Consider the following 19,142-nt stretch of genomic DNA (forward strand, 5'->3'; position numbering starts at 1 on the left):
GGGGGTGGTGGGGGCGCGGGGGTTCGGGGGGGGCGGGGCCGGCGACGGGCTCGCGGGCGGGCGCTGGTCGGGGCCGCCTCCCCTCCAGGGGGGCGGCCCCTACGGGCTGCTGCTACTCCTGCTGCTGGTTGGGTTCTTGCTGGTTGGGTTCCTGCTGGTTGGGTTCCTGCTGGTTGGGCTCCTCCGGTTCGGGCTGTTCCGGTTCGGGCTCCTCGGGAGCGGGCGGCTCAGGAGCGGGCGGCTCGGGCGCCGGCGGCTCAGGAGCGGGCTCCTGCGGGGTCGGGACGACCGGCGGCGGCGGAAGCGGGGGCGCCGGGGTCGGAACCGGTGCCGGCACCTCGGGCGAGGGCGGCGGAGGTGACGGGGGCGACGGGGGCGACGGGGGCTCCAGCGAACGCGGCTCGCTCGGCGGCGCCGAGGTCGGGGGCTCGGACGCCGGAGACGGGGACTCCACGGGTGACTCGACGGGCGACGGCGACTCGGGCGGGGTCTCCGACGGCGTCTCGGACGGAGTCTCCGACGGCGTCCTCAACGGGCTCTCGGACGGGGTCTCGGAAGGCGTTTCGGAAGGCGTCTCCGACGGGGTCTCGGAAGGCGTTTCGGAGGGCGTCTCGGACGGAGTCTCCGACGGCGTCTCGGACGGAGTCCTGGTCGGCGTCTCCGTCGGCGTGCCCGTCGGTGTCGGCGACAGCGGCGACCCGGTCGGGGTCCGCGTCGGGGTCGGGGTCAACGGCGACCCGGTGGGCCTCGTCGGCGTGGGGAACGGCGGCGTGACCGTGGTGATCGGCGGAGTCGGGAACACGGGCGGCGGTACGCGCCGGTCGGGCTTGCTGGGGCGGTCGCCCCGCTCCCGCTCGTACCAGTGCCCGTTGCGCTGGTCGTAGATCACGAAGTTGTTCACGATCGTCACCGCCGGTGCGATGACGACGACCCGCGCGGGCTGGTACGAGTTCCACGCCTGCCCGAACCGCTTCGGATTGGCCTTGAGCGCCACCGGCGGGCTGAGCGGGTTGCCGCACGCGCACCGCACCCGGGGCACCCCGCGGTCGTCCACGAGCACGGCCGTTCCGGCCTGGAGCACCGCCTGGTAGGAGGTGACCTTGCCGTCCCGGAAGCCGTGGTTCGTGACCCGGGTGTCCAGCCGCAGCTGCATCGGGGTCAGCGAGCGGAGGAAGCCGGGGACGGCCCCCGGCTGGATGCCGAAGACCGAGGCGAACGCGCTGTTCTTGGCCGGCTGCACGGTCAGCAGCCTGATCTGCTTCTCGACGTCACAGCTCGCGACGTTCCTGGTGCCGCCGTACACGCCCGGCGAGGACCCGTTGACCGTCCGGGTGCCCGTGGGGGCCGTGGTGCCCGGACGCGTGGCGGTGGGCGGCGTCCGCGTCTCGGGCGGCTTCTCCGTACCGGTCGGCTTTCCGGTCCCGGTCGGCTTGCCGGTCTCGGGCGGTTTCCCGGTCCCGGTCGGCGGTGGGGGCTCAGGCGGCGGTGGGGCCTCGCTCACGGCGGTGGACTCGGTGAACGGGTCCGGGCCCGAGGCGGCGACCGGCTGGAGGAACACCTCGCCGCCCTCGGCCGTGCCGGTGGGCCTGGTCAGCACCACGGCCAGGGCCACGGCCGCGGCCACCGCGACGAGCGCGGTGGCGAGCCGGGGTACGGACCGCCACCACGGGCCTTTGGCCGGGCCGCCGGCACCACCGGCGCCACCGGATCCGCCCGTACTGCCGGGCCCACCGGGGCCACCGGGGCCACCGGGGCCACCGGGGGGCGCCGAGGGTGGGGGCGGCGGGGCAGAGCCCTGCTGCCCGCCCGAGAGCGGGCCTGACGGCGGGCCGGTGGGGCGCTCTGACGAGGGCGGTCGGCCGGAGGGTTGCGTGGTCACGGGCTCTCCTTCACAGGAGGAGTGAGTTCCCTGCGGACCATTGTGTGCGCCGTCCGGGTGGTGCCCGCAAGCCGAGAGTGCCACCGTTGCAGGGTGAGCCAGACACCGAGATCACCGTCGTCCGGGGGCTCCGCGAGGGCATGGCGTGACGCCCTCTTCGCCGTCGTCGCGGCCTTCGTGGTGATGGCCGCGGTCGCCGCGGCCGGTCTCGCGTGCGCGGGTGCGGGCGATCTGCCCGGCGGCGCGTTCCCCCGCGTGACGGCCGCGGTCGTCGTGATGGCGGCCGGCGGTGCGGTCGAGGTGTCGGGCGGTGCCGGCTTCCTGGCCGGGGCGGACGCGAGCCTGTCCGTGCTCCCGCTCTCCGTGAGCCTGGCCGGCGCCCTCACCGCCGGCTGCCTCTTCCTGCGTCCGCTGCACAACCGGGCGGTCGCCCGGCCCCGCGAACTCCTCGGCCGGGCCGTCCCGTTGATGGTGCTGTGGCTCTTGGCGCTGACCGGCGCGGCCTTCCTCTCCCGGCACACCTTCGGAATCTCCACCGGCGACTCCCCCATCGGAGTGATCGGCGAACTCCTGGACTCCGCCCCGACCGTGGGCTTCCGGGCCGACCTGCCCGCCACGCTCCTGTTCGGACTGCTGTGGATCCTGGGCCTGTTGCTGGTGGCCCTGCTGGTGTCGCGCCGCGCACCGCTCCCGGCCCGGCTGGTCCGCTTCCACGCGGCGGTGCGCCCGGCCGCCTTCGCCACCGTCGTACTGCTGCTCGCGTACGTCGTCCTCGGCATCGGGGTCGGCGTGGTCGTGGCCGCCACCCAGGGCCATGGCGCCCGGACCCTGGCCGTGATCCTGCTGGGCCTGCCCAACCTGGCCTGGCTCGCGCTCACCCTGGGCTTCGGCGGCGCCTGGGAGGGCAGGGTCGAGGGCCCGTTCGGGCTGCCCATGCCCCAGTTGCTGGACCAGGTCCTGCGCGGCTCCGACCTGTCCACCGTCGACGTGGCCTCGCTCGCGGAGCGGGACTCCCGGGCGTGGTGGCTGGTGGCGGTGGCCGCCGTGATGCTGCTCGGCACGGGCGTGCTGGCGGCCGTACGGTCGCCCGCGCACGTCCGGCCCTGGCAGCACGCGCTCCACCTGGGCGTGGCGCTGGCCCTGGCCACCCTGACGGTCTGTCTGCTGGCGCGGGTCCAGGCCCAGTTCGGCCTGTCCCTGCTGGGCATCGGCGAGGAGGACGGCCTCGGCGGCGCGGTGGAGCTCGTCCCGGTCCTGTGGCGCACCGTCGGCCTCGCCCTGCTCTGGGGCGCGGTGGCGGGCTTCCTGGGCGGGCTGCTGGCCCGCCCCCTCCGCCACCCCGGGCGCGTCGAGGAGCCCACCGCGGTCCCCCGCGCCTGAGCCGTCGCACCCCCTCTCACCTGGACCGTCGCACCAGCTCCCAGCGGCGGGCGCTCAGTCGTCCCGGCCGCCGAACACCGGCAGCGCCCACGCCGGAGGGGGCGGGGGTTCGAGGTTCCGCGGGGGTTCCGGGCGGGGCCGGGGCTGGGCGGCGGACGCGCCGGCCCGGCGCAGGGCCCCGGCGAATTCGAGGCAGGTGCTCCAGCGGTCCTCCGGGGACTTGGCCAACGCCTTCGCCAGGACCTCGTCCAGCGCCTCGGGCAGCCCGGGCCGCCGCGAGCTCAGCGGCGGCGCCTCGTCGTACTGGTGGGCCCACAGCAGGGCCATGTCGTCGTCCCGCTCGAACGGCGGGCCCCCGGCCAGGGTCTCGTAGACGACGCACCCCAGGCCGTACACATCGCACCGGCCGTCGACGGGTTTGCCGGAGATCTGCTCCGGCGCCACGTAGTCCAGCGTCCCGACGAACTGCCCCACGCTGGTGAAGCCGGTCAGTGACAGCGACTTCTTCGTCAGTCCGAAGTCCGTGAGGTACACGTGCTCGGGGTGGTCGCTGTCCGTGCCCCGCGCGACCAGGATGTTGCCCGGTTTGACGTCGCGGTGCACGAGGTCGTGGTCGTGCGCCGCGTCCAGCGCCGAGGCGACCTGACCCGCGATCCGGACGGCCGTGTCCACCGGGAGCGGCCCGGACCGGTTCAGCATGGCTCGCAGGTCCTGACCGGCGACGTAGCGCATCGCGATGTACAGCAGTCCGTCCGTCTCGCCCGCCTCGAAAACGGGCACGATGTGCGGGTGGTCGATGGCGGCGGCGACCCGCGACTCGTGCGCGAACCGCTGTCTGAAGGTGTCGTTGCGGGCCAGTTCGGGGGCGAGCAGCTTCAGCGCCACCGTACGGTCCAGCTTCAGGTCGCGCGCCCGGTAGACGACGGCCATCCCGCCGCGCCCGATCTCGCTCTCCACCTGGTATCCGGCGATGCGTTTGCCGCGCAGGTCGGAGGGGCGCCCGCCGACCGGATCGGGCGTCGCCATCACGCGCCGCCGGGCCCGGGCTTGTCGACGATGCGGGTCGGGGCGTGCCCCAGCTCGGGCTGCGGCTCGGGCTCCACGTCGAGCTGGACCGCGAGCGGGTCGGGCGGCGCGGACGGTACCGGCCCGGGCGGGGACGCGGGTGCGGGCGGGGCACCCGGTACGGGTGGGGCTCCCGGTCCGGCGACGGCCGCGTAGGTCGTCATGCGGGTCCCGTCGCCGTACATCCACCGGCCCGCGGCGACGTCGTACAGCCACACCGACTCCCCGTCGATGACGATCCCGGCGCGCAGGCCCCGTACGGACCGCCGGAAGGCCTCGCCGTCCGTGCGCCCGGCGGCGAGCTCGGCGACGGCCCGCCGGTAGCGCTCCAGGGACGCGGAGGCCCGTTCGAGCTGCGGTCCGGGGTCCTCGGCGCGCCCCGGGGTCCGTCCTGTGGCGGTCGGCGGCGGCTGCGGTACGGAGACCAGCAGGCGGCCGTCCACCCAGGCGGACCAGCCGTTGGCGCACAGCACCTCCCCCCAGTCGCCGCGCCGGGACAGCAGCTGTACGGGGAGGAACGCGTCGAGCGGCACGGTCGGGTAGGACACGTCCGGGGTCTCCCACGCGGGCAGGCCCTCCTGCGGGACGACGTGGGTGGGTCGGAAGTCCTCGACCCCCTCGGAGAAGCTCATTTCCTGGGCTGCTTCCGCATGACGGCGGGCTCGTGCCTGCGCAGCAGCCGGGACACCAGCAGGCCGAAGAGCACGGACAGGACGGGCAGCATGCTGATGCTGATCAGCCAGACGCCCGCGTCGTGTCTGAAGATCGGGTCCTGGGTGAGCCGGCCGGGGACGATCGCGCCGAGCCCGATGGTGCCGCCCATCGCGCCCATCGCCCAGCGGGCCGGCGCGAGCCACGCCACCTGTTCGAGGACGGCGACGTCGTAGAGCTTGAGCAGGGTGCCGCAGAAGACGACCTGGACGATGGCGAGGAGGACCAGCAGGGGCATGGTGACCTCCTCCTTGCGGACCAGCGCGGAGATCAGCAGGCCGAGCATCATCGCGGTGAAGGACAGCAGGGCCACGGCGAGGGTGATCTCGATCAGCGGTGGCATGACGACGCCCTTGCCGCCCGGGGCGTTGAGTTTCACCCCGGCGAGGGCCACGAGGGTTAGCACGACGGCCTGGGCGACGGTGATCGCGCCGAGTACCACCACCTTGGACATCAGGTAGGCCGAGCGGGACAGCCCGACGGCGCGTTCGCGCTGGTAGATCACGCGTTCCTTGACGAGTTCGCGGACGGCGTTGGCGGCGCCGGTGAGCACTCCGCCGATGGTCAGGATGAGCAGGGCGTTCAGCGCGGTCTCGGCGGTGAGGGTGCTCCCGGCGAGTGCGCGGGCCATGGCGCCCATCATGAACGGCAGCGCGACCATGATCACGAGGAAGGTGCGGTCGGCGCCGAGCACGGCGGCGTACCGGCGGATCATGGTGGACAGCTGGGAGCCCCAGCTCTGCGCCTTGGGCGGTGGCAGTGGCGCGGGCCGGGCGGGGGCCGCGGCCGCGTCGGGGGATCCGGGTCTGAGGGCGGCGTCGACGTAGCGGCGGTGGACCGGCGAGGCGCGGTAGGCCCCGGCCCAGTCGCGGTCCTGCTGGGTCTCGAACGCCTCGAAGGCCTCCGGCCAGTGCTCGAAGCCGAAGAAGTCCAGGGCCTCCCGGGGCGGGCCGAAGTAGGCCACGCGCCCGCCGGGGGCGAGGAACAGCAGCCGGTCGCAGACGTCGAGGCTGAGCACGCTGTGGGTGACGACGATGACGGTGCGGCCGTCGTCGGCGAGGCCGCGCAGCATGTGCATGACCGAGCGGTCCATGCCTGGGTCGAGGCCGGAGGTGGGCTCGTCGAGGAAGAGCAGGGAGGGCTTGGTGAGCAGTTCGAGGGCGACGGAGACCCGCTTGCGCTGGCCGCCGGAGAGGCTGTGGATGGGCTGGTCGACCCGCTGGACGAGGCCGAGTTCGCGGATGACCTCGTCGACCCGGGCCTCGCGTTCGGCCTTGGCGGTGTCCTGCGGGAAGCGCAGTTCGGCGGCGTAGGCGAGGGCGCGGCGGACGGTGAGCTGGGCGTGCAGGATGTCGTCCTGGGGCACGAGGCCGATGCGGCTGCGCAGTTCGGCGTAGTCGCGGTACAGGTCGCGGCCGTCGTAGAGGACGGTGCCGCGGTCGGCGGGGCGCAGCCCGGTGAGCGCGCCGAGCAGCGTGGACTTGCCGGCTCCGCTGGGGCCGACGACGGCGAGCAGGCATTTGGCACCCACCGGGAAGGAGACGCCGTCCATCAGGGTCTTGCGGCCCCGGTCGACGGCGACGGTGAGGTCCTGGACGTCGAGGGAGACCTCGCCCGTGTCCACGTACTCCTGGAGCTGGTCGCCGACGAGGCAGAAGGCGGAGCGGCCGATGCCGACGATGTCCCCCTCGGTGAGGCGGGCGGTCCTGGCGACGCGGGCTCCGTTGAGGTAGGTGCCGTTGTGGCTGCCGAGGTCGGCGATCTCGTAGCTCCCGTCGGCCAGGGCGCGGAGTTCGGCGTGCCGGCGGGAGACGATGAGGTCCTCGATGACCAGGTCGTTGTCGGGGCCGCGGCCGATCCGGACGGCGGCGCGGGAGGGCAGCGGACGGACCGTGGTCGGCTGTTTGAAGGTGCCGGTCATGCCCGGGTTCGTGACCTGGGAGGGGCGGGCGGCGGCCGGTCTGGCCGGTGGCGCGTCGGCCAGGACGACGCGCGGGCCGTCGTCGGCGCTGCCGAAGCGCAGTTCGCTGCCGGGGCCGACGATCCATTCGTGGATGCGGTGGCCGTCGGCCCAGGTGCCGTTGGTGCTGCCCTCGTCCTCGACCGTCCAGTGGTCTCCGTCGGGGCGCAGTACGGCGTGGTGCCAGGAGACGCGGGCGTCTTCGAGGCAGATCTCGCTGAGCGGGTCGCGGCCGACGTGGTAGCTCCGGCCCGGGCTCATCCGCGTGGAGCCCCGGTCGGTCTCCAGAACGAGCTCGGGCGCGGTCGGCACACCGGGGCGCTGGACCATGAACAGATCTTCCCACGATCCGGACGACGCGGCACCGGTCGGGCATCACCGCAGGTCAGAGCCCTCTTATGGGTAATGACAACGGTCCCCGTTGCAGCCTTTGCCCATCTCGCCGGGGTGCGCTTCACTTCACGCGACGGAACCGAACAAACGGGGGACGCCATGAGTGGGCACGACCACGCGCACGCGCTCGGCCAGGCGCAGGACCACGACCACGACCACGCGCACGACAAGGGTCACGGCCACGGCCACGCCGGGCACAGCCACGGCGTCTCGGCCGACGCCGACCGCCGGTGGCTGGCCATCGCGCTGGGCCTGATCGGCACGTTCATGGCCGTCGAGGTGGTCATCGGCGTGATGGCCCACTCGCTGGCCCTGATCTCCGACGCGGCCCACATGCTGACCGACGCCGTCTCGATCGTCCTCGCGCTGATCGCGATGCGGCTGGCGGCCCGGCCGGCGCGCGGCGGTTTCACGTACGGCCTCAAGCGGGCGGAGATACTCTCCGCCCAGGCCAACGGGCTGACCCTGCTGCTGCTGGCGGTCTGGCTGGCGTACGAGGCGGTGCGCAGGCTGATGGACCCGCCGCCGGTGGAGGGCGGGCTGGTGCTGGTGACGGCGCTCGCGGGCATCCTCGTGAACATCGCCGCGGCCTGGTGCATCTCGCGGGCCAACCGGTCCTCGCTCGCCGTCGAGGGTGCCTACCAGCACATCCTGAACGACCTGTTCGCGTTCATCGGGACGGCCGTCGCCGGTCTGATCGTGCTGACCACCGGCTTCCGCCAGGCCGACGCGATCGCCACGCTCGTGGTGGTGGTGCTGATGGTCAAGGCGGGCTACGGGCTGATCCGCGAGTCCGGCCGGATCCTGCTCGAAGCCGCTCCGGCCCATGTGGACCCGGACGCGGTGGGCGACCGGCTGGTCGGGCACCCGCCGGTCACCGAGGTGCACGACCTGCACATATGGACCATCACCTCGGGTCAGGCGGCCCTGTCCGCGCACGTGCTCGTCGAACCCGCGGGCGACTGCCACGCGGTGCGCCGGGACCTGGAGCGGCTGCTGGCCAAGGAGTACGGGATCACCCACACCACGCTCCAGGTGGACCACGTACAGGACGCGCTCCTCACCGTCGGCCGCGCCGGCCAGGGCACGCGGGACGCGCACTGCGCGGACGCGCACGGCCCGGTCCACCGCCAGGGCCCGCACGACCACTGACCGCCCGTCACCGGGCTCCGGCGGTCCGGTCCATGACCGGGCGCCGTGCGGGGCATACATGGGCGCATGACACACAAGCGCAGTGCCGGACTGCTCCTGTTCCGCCGAACGGGTGAGGATGCGGATCCGGGGATCGAGGTGCTTCTCGGCCACATGGGCGGCCCGCTCTGGTCGGGCCGGGACGCCGGGGGCTGGGCCATCCCGAAGGGCGAGTACGGGTCCGACGAGACCCCGCGCGACGCGGCCCGCCGGGAGTTCACCGAGGAGATCGGGCTGCCGCCGCCGGAGGGTGCGTACGTGCCCCTGGGCGAGGTACGGCTGACCAGCGGAAAGCTGGTGATCATCTGGGCGGTGGAGGCGGACCTCGACCCGGCCCTGATGGTGCCCGGGACCTTCTCGATGGAATGGCCGCCGCACTCGGGGACCGTACGGGAGTTCCCCGAGCTCGACCGGGTGGCGTGGTTCGATCCGGAGACGGCGCGGGAGAAATTGATACCCTCTCAGATGCCCTTCCTGGAGCGCCTGTTGGAGATGCAAAAGGGCTGATACGCGTCGGGTTGCCAGCGGGTCCGGCTGCGTGCACATTGCACACATGACGAACGTCGTGCTGGTGGGAACCCTGGACACCAAGGGTGTGGAGTACGGCTGGCTGCGCGAGAGGCTGCTGCGGGCCGGCGTCGAAGTGGTACTGGTCGACACGGGGGTGATGGGCGAGCCCCGGGTGCCCGCGGACGTGCCCCGGGAGACGGTCGCCCGGGCCGCCGGAGCGGAACTGTCCGATCTGCGTGCGGCCGCCGACCGGGGCGCGGCCGTCACCACGATGGCCCGGGGCGCCGAAGCGACCCTCTTACGCCTGCACGCCGAGGGCCGGCTGCACGGGGTCCTCGCGATCGGCGGCAGCGGCGGCACCTCCATCGCCACCCGGGCCATGCGCGCCCTGCCGCTGGGCGTACCGAAGCTGATGGTCTCGTCCATGGCGTCCGGCGATGTCACGCCGTACGTGGGCTCCGCGGACATCACGATGATGTACAGCGTGGTGGACATCGCGGGGATCAACAGCGTCTCGGCGCCCGTCCTGGCCAACGCCGTGGAGGCGGTCGCCGGGATGGCCAGGGCCTTCGCCCGCGCCTCCCTGGACCCGCGCCGCGCACCGCGGCTGGGCGCGGGCGACCGCCCGCTGATCGCGGCGAGCATGGCCGGCGTGACCACGATCGGCGTGGACGCGGCGCGCGAGCGGCTGACCGAACTGGGCTACGAGGTGCTCGTCTTCCACGTCAGCGGCTCCGGCGGCCGCACCCTGGAGACGCTGGCCGGCCAGGGGGTCTTCGCGGGCGTCCTCGACCTCACCCTCAGCGAGCTCGCCGATGACCTGTGCGGCGGCATCCTCACCGCCGGCCCCGACCGGCTCAGCGCGGCCGGGCGGGCCGGGGTTCCGCAGGTGGTGAGCCTGGGGGCGCTGGACATGGTCAAGTTCGGCCCGATGGAGACCCTGCCCGACCGGGTCCGCCACCGGCGGGTCCGCGTCCACAACCCGTCCATCACGGTGATCCGTACGACCGAGGACGAATGCGCGGAACTCGGCCGCCGGGTCGCCGGGAAACTCCGCGCGGCGACCGGCCCCACGGCCGTCTGCGTCCCACTGCGCGGACTGTCCACGCTCGGCGCCCCCGGCGGTCCCTACCATGACCCCGGCGCCGACCGGGCCTTGTTCTCGGCGCTGCGCGAAGGCTTGCGGGGCAGCGCCGCCCGGCTCTACGACTACGACACCCACATCAACGACCCGGCCTTCGGACGTGCCGCCGCCGACCGGCTGCACGCCATGATCGGCGCGGTGTCGGCCGCGGCCTGACACACGCCACCCGGTGGGGAACCGGCCGTGGCGCAATCCACGTCCCATGTGACGCCCCGACGCGGGGTGCACACGGCGGCGGAACCACGGCCGGCAGGGGGGCGGAAGCGATGGAGGACACCCGGACGGGATGGGCGGTCCCCGGTTACACGGAGGTCCGGGAGCTGGGCGCGGGAGGCAGCGGCCGGGTGGTGCTCGCCGTGCACGACGGCACGGGAACGGCCGTCGCGGTGAAGTACCTGAGCGACCGGCTGCGCGAGGACCCGGCGTTCGTCGGCGAGTTCCGGGCCGAGGCCCGGCTGCTCGGCGGGCTCCGGTCGCCGTTCGTGGTGGGCCTGTACGAGTACGTGGAGTCGCCGGGCGGCGCGGCCATCGTGATGGAGCTGGTGGACGGCATCTCGCTGCGCGCGCTGCTCCGGCAGGCCGGGCAGGCGGACGCCGAGGCCGCGCTGGTGGTGCTCAAGGGCTCACTGCTCGGGCTGGCGGCCGCGCACCGGGAGGGCGTCGTCCACCGCGACTACAAGCCGGAGAACGTGCTGGTCTCGGCGGACGGTTCGTCGAAGCTGGTGGACTTCGGGATCGCGGCGGGGCGCGGGACCACGCCGGGCGTGGCCGGCACCCCCGCCTACATGGCACCCGAGCAGTGGCAGGGCCGGCCCGCGTCGCCCTCGGCCGACGTGTACGCGGCGACGGCGACCTTCTTCGAGTGCCTGACCGGGCGCAAGCCGTACGACGGGGAGAACTTCGCGGAGCTCGCCGTCCAGCACATCGAGGCCCCGGTGCCGGAGACCGAGGCCCCCGAGCCGGTGCGCCCGCTGATCCGGCGGGGTCTGGCCAAGCGGCCCGAGCAGCGGCCGGAGAACGCCGAGGCCTTCGTCGCGGAGCTGGAGGACGTGGCCCTCGCCGCCTACGGGCCGCAGTGGGAGCAGCGCGGGCAGCGCAAGCTGGCCGCGCTGGCGGCGCTGCTGCCGCTGCTGTTCCCCTCGGCGGGCGGCGCGGCCGAGGGCACCACCGCGGTGGCCACGACCACCCTGAGCAGCGGCCCGGGCTCCGGCTGGGCCCCGGGCCGGCGCGGCTGGCTGGCGGCGGGGGCCGCGCTGATCCTGGGCACGGCCCTGGTCCTCACGACGGACGCGATCGGCGCGGCGCCGGGCGGGGCCTCGGCGCTCAGCGCGTTCGCCACGACGAGCGCGGCCCCGCCCGGTACGGCCTCCCCCGCGCCGGGCCCGAGCGCGTCCCCTTCCGCGTCGCCGAGCCCTAGCCCTTCGGCATCGGCGAGCCCGTCGCCGTCCGCGTCGCCGTCACCGTCGGCCTCGGCCTCGCCGTCGGGGTCGCCGCCGCCGAGCGCCTCACCGACGCCGAAGCCGACCGTCAGCTGGTCGCCCACCCCGACGCCCAGTCCCACACCGACCCTGCGGGTCACGAACGTCGGCGTCTCGCTCAAGACCGGCGTCTACCGGGGCGACGCGACCATCTCGGTCGCGGCCACGGGCACCGGGCCGGTCACCGTGGTCGTGGAGTGGTTCCTGGGCAGCCGGCAGGGCGACTACTCCGTGCCCGACGGCACGGAGACCTTCGTCGTGCAGTCCGGCTCGCTCGCCCCGGTGGTGAAGTCCCACACCTTCCCCCGCGGCGGCGGCTGCTACGGCGGGGTCAGGGTGACCACCAAGCCCGCCGCGGGCAACAAGTCCGCGTCCGACTCGCAGTACCTGGCGCGCTGCGAGGAGGTGCCCCGATGAGCGATCCCCGCGCCCCGCAGGACGACGACTACAGCGCCACCGTCCTCGGCAGCCACTGGTTCTCCGGCCCGCCGGCTGCCGCCGAGGTGACCCCCGACCGGGTCGAGGGGTCGGTGCTCCGGTTCGGGCCCGGGGTCACGGCGGCGCTGCCCGCGCCGTTCCCGGTGGCCGCGGCCGCCCCGCCCGCGCGGCGGCGGCGCGGTGCGGGCCTGCGGCGCTACACCCTGGCCGCGGTCGTGCTGCTCGCGGTCGTCGCGTACCTCGGGTGGCAGCGCTTGGGTCCCGCGCTCGCCGTCGAGGACGTGGCGGTGACCACCGACCCCAAGGGGCCCGCCTGCGACGCGGCGGCCGACGTGGTGGCCGTCGTACGGACCAACGGACGCCCGGGGACCCTGACGTACCGGTGGCTGCGCAGCGACGGCACACGGTCCGAACGGCTGACCGAGCGGGTGCCGCGCGGGCAGCAGGAGGCCCGGCTGCACCTGCTCTGGACCTTCCGGGGCACGGGTACCTACCCCGCGAGGGCCGAGCTCGAACTGGTCTCGCCCGGGCAGCGCACGGCCGCGGTGGAGTTCACGTACCGCTGTACGCCGTAGCGGACGGCCGCTCCGGGGACTCGTATCCCCCGTGCCCGTTTCGTCCTTTCGTCCTTTCGGCCGGGGCCGGCGTGGCCGTCCGGCCGAGGCGCGGGCGCACCCCGCGCTGGTTGACTCGGAGGTGCTGACGAGGGCGCTCAGGACGCCCTCCGGCACCCCTGCGTGTCACGTTCCAGCCGGCGAACACCCCAACCGGAGCGTGGCCGTCCCGCACGGATGCCAAGTCCGCGCGGGAGGCCCGCGGCCGCTTTGGGGAGTGGCCGCGGGCCGTTTCGCATCCGGCCGCTGGGCCGTCCCGCCCCCCGCCGCAACCGGGGGACGGAGATCCGGGGTCGGCTAGAAGCGGGCGTGGGCGGTGATGTCCGCCTCGAACTCGCCCGTCATCGCCGGGGTCACCGTCGGCCGGCACTGTCCGGCCGCCGCCAGGTAGTCCTCCGTGGTCGCGCCGAGCTGCGCGGCCGCCGCGCCGCGCGCGCCCACCTCCTCCAGGTCCCGCTCGAAGGACACCTGCGCCGCGATCCGCGCCGCGTGCTCGATGTCGGCGGGGGTGAACAGCTCGGTCGCGGCCACCAGCGCCGCCACGTCCACGTCCGCGCGCCCCGCCGTGTAGCGGGACCAGATCGCGGCGCGGGCCCCGGCGTCCGGAGTGCCGATCGGGATCAGGTAGTCGAAGCGGCCGGGCCGCAGGAAGGCCGGGTCGAGGGAGCGGATGGAGTTGGTGGCGCAGACCAGCAGCCGCTCGTCGCCCTCGCGGAAGCCGGGTATCAGCTTGAGCAGCTCGTTCGTCACCCCGTGGATCCCGCCGGGCTGCGCGGGCTCGGTGCGCACGGGCGCGATCTCCTCGACCTCGTCGATGAAGACGAGCACCCGCTCCAGCTCGGCGATCCGGGCGAAGGCGTCGCGCAGCGCCGCGGCCAGGTTGCCCTCGTCGGCGAGCCGGGAGGGCAGCAGTTCCACGAAGGGCCAGCCGAGCCGGGAGGCGATGGCCCGGGCGAAGGTGGTCTTGCCGGTGCCGGGCGGGCCGAACAGGGTGATGGCGCGCGGCGGCCGCACACCGTGCGAGGCGGCCCGCTCCGGCTCGGCGAGCGGCAGCACCACGCGCCGTTCGATGAGGTCCTTCTCCCGCTCCATGCCGGCGACCTTGGTCCACAGGTCGTTGGGGAGGAACCGGCCGCCGAGGTCGTCGAGGAGGCCCGCGGCCGGTCCGTGCAGCGGCTCGGTCTTCTCGAAGTAGGCGACGGCGGGCTGGCGGGTGTACCCGGCGTTGAGCAGCCCCTCCCCGAGCAGGTCCTCCTCGGGCAGGACGTACGCGATCCGGCCCACGCGGGCCGCGATGAGCCGCCGCTCCAGCTCGACGAGCAGGGCGCTGGCCAGGCCCCGGCCGCGCCAGCCCGCGGCGATCGCGATGCGCATCACCCAGGCGCGCTCCCCGGTGACGCAGGCGAGCGCCGCGCCGATCGGCACGCCCTGGTGGACGGCGACCACGCAGGGCTGCCGGTCCGTGAGGGCGCTGATGCACTCGGCGAGCGAGAAGACGGACTCCTGGCCGAGTTCGGCCGTGGTGTCGATCAGGTGGACCACCGCTGCGAGATCGCTCTCGCGGTAGTCGTGGATGAGCCAGTTCACCGGGTACCGCCCCTCGTTCGTGCTCCTGCGGCGAGGCTAGGGGCGGGCGGGGCGCCGGCCCACGCGCCGCGGTGCACAACAGGCGGTCCGGAAACCGTCCGTGTCGTCCATAGACTGGTGCCTTCCGCCCGAACGCCAGACCGAGGAACCCGCACCCTTCATGCTTTGCCACATACCCGCGGCCCGACGCGGGCACCTCGTCTGGTTCCTCCCGTTCCTGTGGACCCTCGCGTTCGGCCTGTGGGGGCTCTCGCGCCAGGACAGCGTGTGGCGGGACGAGGCGGCGACCTGGCAGGTGGCCGGGCGGTCGGCGGGCGAGATCTGGGCCATGCTCGGCAACGTCGACGCCGTGCACGGCCTGTACTACCTGCTGATGCACGGCCTCTTCGAGGCCTTCGGGGCGAGCACGACCACGCTGCGGCTGCCGTCCGTGCTGGCGGTCGCCGCGGCCGCGGCGTGCGTGGGGCTGATCGGCCGGCGGCTGGCCGGGTTCTGGGCGGGGCTCGGCGGCGGACTGGCCCTCGGGCTGCTGCCGGCCGTGCAGTTCTACCTTCAGGAGGGCCGGCCGTACGCGCTGGTCGCGGCCGGGGCCGGGCTGTCGACCCTGCTGCTGGTGTCGCTGCTGTCCCCGGAACCGGCCCGGCCCGGCCGGCGGGTCTGGCCGCGCTGGACGGCGTACGGGGCCACGGTGCTGGTCTGCGCCCTGCTGAACTGGCTGTCCCTGCTGATCCTGCCGGCCCACGCCGTGACGCTGTGGTGGGTGCGGGCCGGGCGCGGGGTGTGGCTGCGCTGGGCGGCGTACGGGGCCGGCGCGGTGGCGGGTGCGCTGCCGCTGATCCTGTTCAGCCGGGGGCAGTCCGGCCAGGTGTCGTGGATACCCCCGCTGACCTGGCACATGCTGATCGGGCCGGGCATCCTGCTGGCCGTCGGCGGCCTCTGCGCGGGGGCGGACCGGCCCGGCCGGGCCCGGCTGTCGGCGGCGGCGGTCGGGCTGCCGCTGCTGGCGGTGCCGCAGCTGGGGCTGATCGGCCTCTCGCTGGTGCAGCCGCTGTTCCTGGACCGGTACGTGCTGTTCTCCATGGTGGGCCTGGCCCTGCTGATCGGCGCCGCGCTGGGCGCCGCCGTACGGGCCTGCGCACCCCGCTTCCCGAGGGCCTGCCGCCTGCTCGTGCCGGGTGTGGTGGGGGTCGCCGTACTGGCCCTGCTGCCGGTGGAGCTGGGCAAGCGGGCTCCGGCGAGCCGGGTCGACGACGTGCTGTCGGTGGCCGGTGAGGTGGCGCGGCTGAAGCGCGACGGGGACGCGGTGCTGTACGTCCCGGCCGCGCGCCGAGACACCGCGCTGGTCTCCCCCGGCGCCTTCGCGGGCCTGGCCGACATCGCCCTGGCCAGGACCCCGGTCGCGTCGGGCACCCTCAAGGGCGAGGAGGCCGAGCCGGACCGCATCCGGGCGGAGCTGCTCGGGCAGCGGCGGGTGCTGCTTATCACGGACGCGGCGGCGGTCGCGAAGGCGCCGTCGGCCGAGCGCGACAAGGTCAAGGCCGCCGTCCTGCGGGAGCGGTTCACGGTGGTGGAGGACCGGCAGGTCCGGGGCCGCCGCGTGACGGTGTACGAGCGGCTCGGCTAGCGCGCGTCCGGGGCCCCGGGCTTTCACACGGCGGGCACCGGATTCACGGCGGGTCCACGATTCACAGCGGATTCATACGGAACAACGGGCTCCGGACATAGGTTCGCCGGGCAGGGTCGAAACATGATCCACCGCATGCTCACCCAGCCCCGTGCCCTCGGCCGAGCTCGTGCCCGGCGGGTGCCCCGGCTCCTGGCGGCGCTGGTCGCGATGGCCGCACTGCTCAGCGTGGACGTGCCCGACGCCGCGGCCGAGCCGCCGCTCGGGGTCACCGTGCGGGCCGCGCCGGACGCCGCGGCGGACCGGGTGGGCGCGCTCTTCGCGGGCGGGCTCGACGGCGGGCACTTCTGCACCGCCGCGGTGGTGCGCAGCGACGACCGCGATGTGATCGCCACCGCCGCGCACTGCCTGGACGACCCGGACACCACCGTGTTCGCGCCGGGCTACCGGGACGGCGAGGCCCCGTACGGCACGTGGCGGATCACGGGCGTCCACATGGCCCCGGGCTGGACGGACGGCGAGGACCCGGACGACGACATCGCCTTCGCGACCGTGGCACCCGCGGACGGCGGGGACGCGGAGCGGGTCGAGGACCTCGTCGGCGGCTTCCCGGTCGCGGCGGAGCAGCCGGCCGACGCCACGGTGAGCGTCATCGGGTACCCGCGCAGCGAGGAGGCCCCGCTGCACTGCACCAACACCACCGCGCTGATCTCGCCGACCCAGCGCCGCATCGCCTGCCCGGACCTCAGCGGCGGCACCAGCGGCAGCCCCTGGCTGGTGGACGGCGCCCTGGCCGGGGTGCTCGGCGGCCACGAGGGCGGCGGCACGGTGCCGGAGATCTCGTACAGCGCGGTGATGGGCGACCAGGCGGTCGAGCTCTACCGGGAGGCGTCGGACGCCGGCTGACGCGCGACGCGGTGACCGCAGCTCCGTCGGCGCGACGCCGAGACTGCTACGCCGTGACCCCGACTCCGTGAGCGCGACTCCGCGACCGCTACGCCGTGAGCGCTACTCCGTGACCTCGGCCACGGCCGCGAACCAGGTCGGCTCCTCGCGCAGGGCGCGGTGGATGCGGTCCAGGGCGAAGTGCTCCAGCGGCGGCAGGGCGTCCACCTCGAACCAGGCCACCTCCAGCGACTCGCTGTCGTTCGCGCGCGCCTCGCCGCCGGTCGCCCGGCAGCGGAAGGTGATGTCCTGGAACTGGCAGACGTCGCCGTTGGGGTAGGTGACCGGTGCGAGCATCTGGACGAGGACCACGCGCTCCGGCACGCACCGCACCGCGGTCTCCTCGTACACCTCGCGCACGGCGGTCTCCGCGGGCTGCTCCCCCGGCTCGGCGATCCCGCCGATCACCGACCACCGCCCGGTGTCGGAGCGCCGGCCGAGCAGGACCCGGCCCCGGTCGTCTACGACGATGGCCGTGACGCCGGGTAGCAGGAGCAGCCGGTGCCCGGCGGTGGCGCGGATCTCGCGGATGTATTCCGGTGTGGTCATTCCCCGACCTTAAGGCCGGTCCCGACCGGCTACGCCGAGGCCCCGCGGGCGCGGATCCGGCGGGCCAGGGTCCACCCGAGACCGGCGGCGGCCAGCAGCAGCAGCGCGTACTCGGGCAGCGGTCCCAAGCGGGTCGCGGGGGTCTCGGTGGAGCGCAGCGGGATCTCGGTGACCAGCGCGTCCGCCGTGAACATCGCCGTCTGGCGCTCGATGGTCCCGTCGGGGCGGATCACCGCGCTCACCCCGCTGGTGACCGGTACGAGGACGGTCCGGCTGTGCTCGACGGCGCGGATCCGGTCCATGGCGAGCTGCTGGTAGGTCATCTGGCTGCGGCCGAAGGTGGCGTTGTTGCTGGGTACGGCGATCACCTGGGCCCCGGCCCGGACGGTGGAGCGCACGGCGTCGTCGAAGGCGGCCTCGAAGCAGGTGACCATGCCGACGCCGCTGCCGGCCATGTCGAACACGCCGGGGTCCTTGCCGGGGCCGAAGTCGCGGCTGACCCGGTCCACGTCGGAGTTGACGAGCCGGACGAGGGAGCGCATCGGGATGCGCTCGCCGAAGGGCTGGATCTTGCGCTTGTCGTAGGTCGCGGTGGGGCCGCTCACCGGGTCCCAGAGGATCATCGTGTTGCGCAGCGGGCCGGTCTGCGGGGACACGACCGCGCCGATGGCCACGGGCACGCCGATCGCCTTGACGGCCTTGTCGATGACCTCGTAGGCGTCGGGCTGCGAGTACGGGTCGAGGTCGGAGGAGTTCTCCGGCCAGACCACGAAGTCGGGCTTCGGGACGCGGCCCGCCTTGACGTCCTCGGCGAGCTGTTCGGTGCGCTTGGCGTGGTTGTCGAGGACCTGGCGGCGCTGGGAGTTGAAGTCGAGGCCGAGCCGCGGCACGTTGCCCTGGATCACGGCCGCCACGGCGGTGCCGTCCTCGGCGGCGTCGGAGACCAGGGGCCGGGCGGCGAGACCGGCGACGACGGGCGCCGCGACGGTGAGCGCGGCCAGCGCGGCGGTGGCCCGCCGGGGGTGGTCGAGGGCGGTGCGCAGGGCTTCGTACAGCCCGAATCCGCACAGGGCGACGGCGAAGGAGAGCAGCGGGGTGCCGCCGACCGCGGCGAGCGGGGTGAAGACGCCGTCGGCCTGGCCGAAGGCGAGCTTGCCCCAGGGGAAACCGCCGAACGGGACGCGGGCGCGCAGGGCCTCGCCCGCGACCCAGACGGCCGCGGCGAACAGCGGCCAGGCCGGCAGCCGGCCGACCAGGGCGATCCCGAGGCCGGTGAGGCCGATGAAGACGGCTTCGAGGGCGGCCAGCGCCAGCCAGGGCACCGGGCCGACCTCCTCGCCGGTCCAGACGAGGAGCGGCATCAGGTAGCCCAGTCCGGCGAGGAGGCCCAGTCCGAAGCCGGCCCGGGCGCGGCGGCCGCGGAGACAGCCGGCGAGCAGGGCGAGGGCGAACGGGGCCAGCCACCACAGGGGGCGGGGCGGGAAGCTGAGGTAGAGCAGCACTCCGGAGAGGGCGGCGAGCAGCGGGCGCACCAGCCGGGCGCCCTTCCGCTTCGCGGCCTCGGCGGGGCCCGAGCCGGACGGCGCCGCGGGTTCCGTTCCGGCTGCTGCGCGGACTGCGGCGGAGGGGTCCGCGGGCTCGTTCCCGGCCGCGCGGGTGACACTGCTGCTCATC

The 19,142-nt window shown here is 74.6% G+C and carries 15 protein-coding genes; 8 read left to right on the forward strand and 7 right to left on the reverse strand.

Translation table 11 applies throughout. From position 1 onward, the window contains the following. Nucleotides 1–112: 112 nt before the first annotated feature. The gene (locus ACFWP3_RS28355; protein ID WP_384226465.1) at nucleotides 113–1,624 is read right to left on the reverse strand and encodes a DUF6777 domain-containing protein; all 1,512 of its coding nucleotides are present in this window, start codon (nucleotides 1,622–1,624) and stop codon (nucleotides 113–115) included. 348 nt (nucleotides 1,625–1,972) lie between these two features. On the opposite strand from ACFWP3_RS28355, the gene ACFWP3_RS28360 reads away from it, so the two are divergent. Continuing rightward, nucleotides 1,973–3,259, forward strand: a complete 1,287-nt coding sequence (locus ACFWP3_RS28360; protein WP_384226467.1) for a streptophobe family protein — start codon at nucleotides 1,973–1,975, stop codon at nucleotides 3,257–3,259. A gap of 54 nt (nucleotides 3,260–3,313) precedes the next feature. Here ACFWP3_RS28360 and ACFWP3_RS28365 read toward each other — a convergent pair whose 3' ends face one another. Genes ACFWP3_RS28365 through ACFWP3_RS28375 form a run of 3 tightly spaced genes read right to left on the reverse strand, consistent with a single transcriptional unit; the run spans nucleotide 3,314 to nucleotide 7,325 of the window. After that, a complete protein-coding gene (locus ACFWP3_RS28365; protein WP_384226470.1) occupies nucleotides 3,314–4,285 on the reverse strand; it encodes a serine/threonine-protein kinase in 972 nt (323 codons plus the stop codon). Continuing rightward, nucleotides 4,285–4,956, reverse strand: a complete 672-nt coding sequence (locus tag ACFWP3_RS28370; RefSeq protein ID WP_384226473.1) for a hypothetical protein — start codon at nucleotides 4,954–4,956, stop codon at nucleotides 4,285–4,287. The genes ACFWP3_RS28365 and ACFWP3_RS28370 overlap by 1 nt, the downstream gene beginning before the upstream one ends. Next, on the reverse strand, nucleotides 4,953–7,325 hold the full coding sequence (locus tag ACFWP3_RS28375) for an FHA domain-containing protein (protein ID WP_384226475.1): 2,373 nt from the start codon (nucleotides 7,323–7,325) through the stop codon (nucleotides 4,953–4,955). Before ACFWP3_RS28375 ends, ACFWP3_RS28370 begins: the two co-directional genes overlap by 4 nt. 162 nt (nucleotides 7,326–7,487) lie before the next feature. Here ACFWP3_RS28375 and ACFWP3_RS28380 point away from each other — a divergent pair, with 162 nt between their 5' ends. The 5 genes from ACFWP3_RS28380 (at nucleotide 7,488) to ACFWP3_RS28400 (ending at nucleotide 12,724) form a co-directional block, all read left to right on the forward strand. Further along, the gene (locus ACFWP3_RS28380) at nucleotides 7,488–8,540 is read left to right on the forward strand and encodes a cation diffusion facilitator family transporter (RefSeq protein WP_384226478.1); all 1,053 of its coding nucleotides are present in this window, start codon (nucleotides 7,488–7,490) and stop codon (nucleotides 8,538–8,540) included. Nucleotides 8,541–8,606: 66 nt separating this feature from the next. Continuing rightward, the gene (locus tag ACFWP3_RS28385) at nucleotides 8,607–9,086 is read left to right on the forward strand and encodes an NUDIX domain-containing protein (protein WP_384226481.1); all 480 of its coding nucleotides are present in this window, start codon (nucleotides 8,607–8,609) and stop codon (nucleotides 9,084–9,086) included. Nucleotides 9,087–9,132: 46 nt separating this feature from the next. After that, a complete protein-coding gene (locus ACFWP3_RS28390; protein ID WP_384226483.1) occupies nucleotides 9,133–10,389 on the forward strand; it encodes a Tm-1-like ATP-binding domain-containing protein in 1,257 nt (418 codons plus the stop codon). Nucleotides 10,390–10,499: 110 nt separating this feature from the next. Further along, nucleotides 10,500–12,128 carry a serine/threonine-protein kinase gene (locus ACFWP3_RS28395; RefSeq protein ID WP_384226485.1) on the forward strand — a complete coding sequence of 543 codons (1,629 nt, stop codon included), beginning with the start codon at nucleotides 10,500–10,502 and terminating at the stop codon, nucleotides 12,126–12,128. Beyond that, nucleotides 12,125–12,724: a hypothetical protein gene (locus ACFWP3_RS28400; RefSeq protein ID WP_384226488.1), complete on the forward strand. Its 600-nt coding sequence runs from the start codon at nucleotides 12,125–12,127 to the stop codon at nucleotides 12,722–12,724. Before ACFWP3_RS28395 ends, ACFWP3_RS28400 begins: the two co-directional genes overlap by 4 nt. Nucleotides 12,725–13,060: 336 nt before the next feature. Here ACFWP3_RS28400 and ACFWP3_RS28405 read toward each other — a convergent pair whose 3' ends face one another. Then, nucleotides 13,061–14,350, reverse strand: a complete 1,290-nt coding sequence (locus ACFWP3_RS28405) for an ATP-binding protein (protein ID WP_384226490.1) — start codon at nucleotides 14,348–14,350, stop codon at nucleotides 13,061–13,063. A 160-nt stretch (nucleotides 14,351–14,510) separates the two neighbouring features. On the opposite strand from ACFWP3_RS28405, the gene ACFWP3_RS28410 reads away from it, so the two are divergent. Together ACFWP3_RS28410 and ACFWP3_RS28415 are read left to right on the forward strand one after the other, a co-directional pair. Further along, nucleotides 14,511–15,974, forward strand: coding sequence for a hypothetical protein (locus ACFWP3_RS28410; RefSeq protein ID WP_384226493.1), 1,464 nt, complete (start codon nucleotides 14,511–14,513; stop codon nucleotides 15,972–15,974). Nucleotides 15,975–16,097: 123 nt separating this feature from the next. Further along, nucleotides 16,098–16,880 (forward strand): trypsin-like serine peptidase, encoded by a 783-nt coding sequence (locus ACFWP3_RS28415; RefSeq protein ID WP_384226495.1) that lies wholly within the window; start codon nucleotides 16,098–16,100, stop codon nucleotides 16,878–16,880. Nucleotides 16,881–16,982: 102 nt separating this feature from the next. Here the strand turns inward: ACFWP3_RS28415 and ACFWP3_RS28420 are convergent, their stop codons facing one another. Both ACFWP3_RS28420 and lnt read right to left on the reverse strand, forming a co-directional pair. Then, nucleotides 16,983–17,468: an NUDIX domain-containing protein gene (locus ACFWP3_RS28420; RefSeq protein ID WP_384226497.1), complete on the reverse strand. Its 486-nt coding sequence runs from the start codon at nucleotides 17,466–17,468 to the stop codon at nucleotides 16,983–16,985. A gap of 29 nt (nucleotides 17,469–17,497) precedes the next feature. Then, a complete protein-coding gene (lnt, locus tag ACFWP3_RS28425) occupies nucleotides 17,498–19,141 on the reverse strand; it encodes an apolipoprotein N-acyltransferase (RefSeq protein ID WP_384226499.1) in 1,644 nt (547 codons plus the stop codon). Between the last annotated feature and the right edge of the window lies 1 nt (nucleotide 19,142).

Source organism: Streptomyces sp. NPDC058525, from assembly GCF_042719495.1.
Classification (GTDB): Bacteria; Actinomycetota; Actinomycetes; order Streptomycetales; family Streptomycetaceae; genus Streptomyces.

What these genes read in the sequence shown, in the direction of transcription:
- ACFWP3_RS28415 (WP_384226495.1), top strand. Translation starts at nt 16,098, where the DNA reads ATGATCCACCGCATGCTCACCCAGCCCCGTGCCCTCGGCCGAGCTCGT.
- ACFWP3_RS28365 (WP_384226470.1), bottom strand. Translation starts at nt 4,285, where the DNA reads ATGGCGACGCCCGATCCGGTCGGCGGGCGCCCCTCCGACCTGCGCGGC.
- ACFWP3_RS28420 (WP_384226497.1), bottom strand. Translation starts at nt 17,468, where the DNA reads ATGACCACACCGGAATACATCCGCGAGATCCGCGCCACCGCCGGGCAC.
- lnt (WP_384226499.1), bottom strand. Translation starts at nt 19,141, where the DNA reads ATGAGCAGCAGTGTCACCCGCGCGGCCGGGAACGAGCCCGCGGACCCC.
- ACFWP3_RS28390 (WP_384226483.1), top strand. Translation starts at nt 9,133, where the DNA reads ATGACGAACGTCGTGCTGGTGGGAACCCTGGACACCAAGGGTGTGGAG.
- ACFWP3_RS28375 (WP_384226475.1), bottom strand. Translation starts at nt 7,325, where the DNA reads ATGGTCCAGCGCCCCGGTGTGCCGACCGCGCCCGAGCTCGTTCTGGAG.
- ACFWP3_RS28370 (WP_384226473.1), bottom strand. Translation starts at nt 4,956, where the DNA reads ATGAGCTTCTCCGAGGGGGTCGAGGACTTCCGACCCACCCACGTCGTC.
- ACFWP3_RS28400 (WP_384226488.1), top strand. Translation starts at nt 12,125, where the DNA reads ATGAGCGATCCCCGCGCCCCGCAGGACGACGACTACAGCGCCACCGTC.
- ACFWP3_RS28380 (WP_384226478.1), top strand. Translation starts at nt 7,488, where the DNA reads ATGAGTGGGCACGACCACGCGCACGCGCTCGGCCAGGCGCAGGACCAC.
- ACFWP3_RS28395 (WP_384226485.1), top strand. Translation starts at nt 10,500, where the DNA reads ATGGAGGACACCCGGACGGGATGGGCGGTCCCCGGTTACACGGAGGTC.
- ACFWP3_RS28410 (WP_384226493.1), top strand. Translation starts at nt 14,511, where the DNA reads ATGCTTTGCCACATACCCGCGGCCCGACGCGGGCACCTCGTCTGGTTC.
- ACFWP3_RS28385 (WP_384226481.1), top strand. Translation starts at nt 8,607, where the DNA reads ATGACACACAAGCGCAGTGCCGGACTGCTCCTGTTCCGCCGAACGGGT.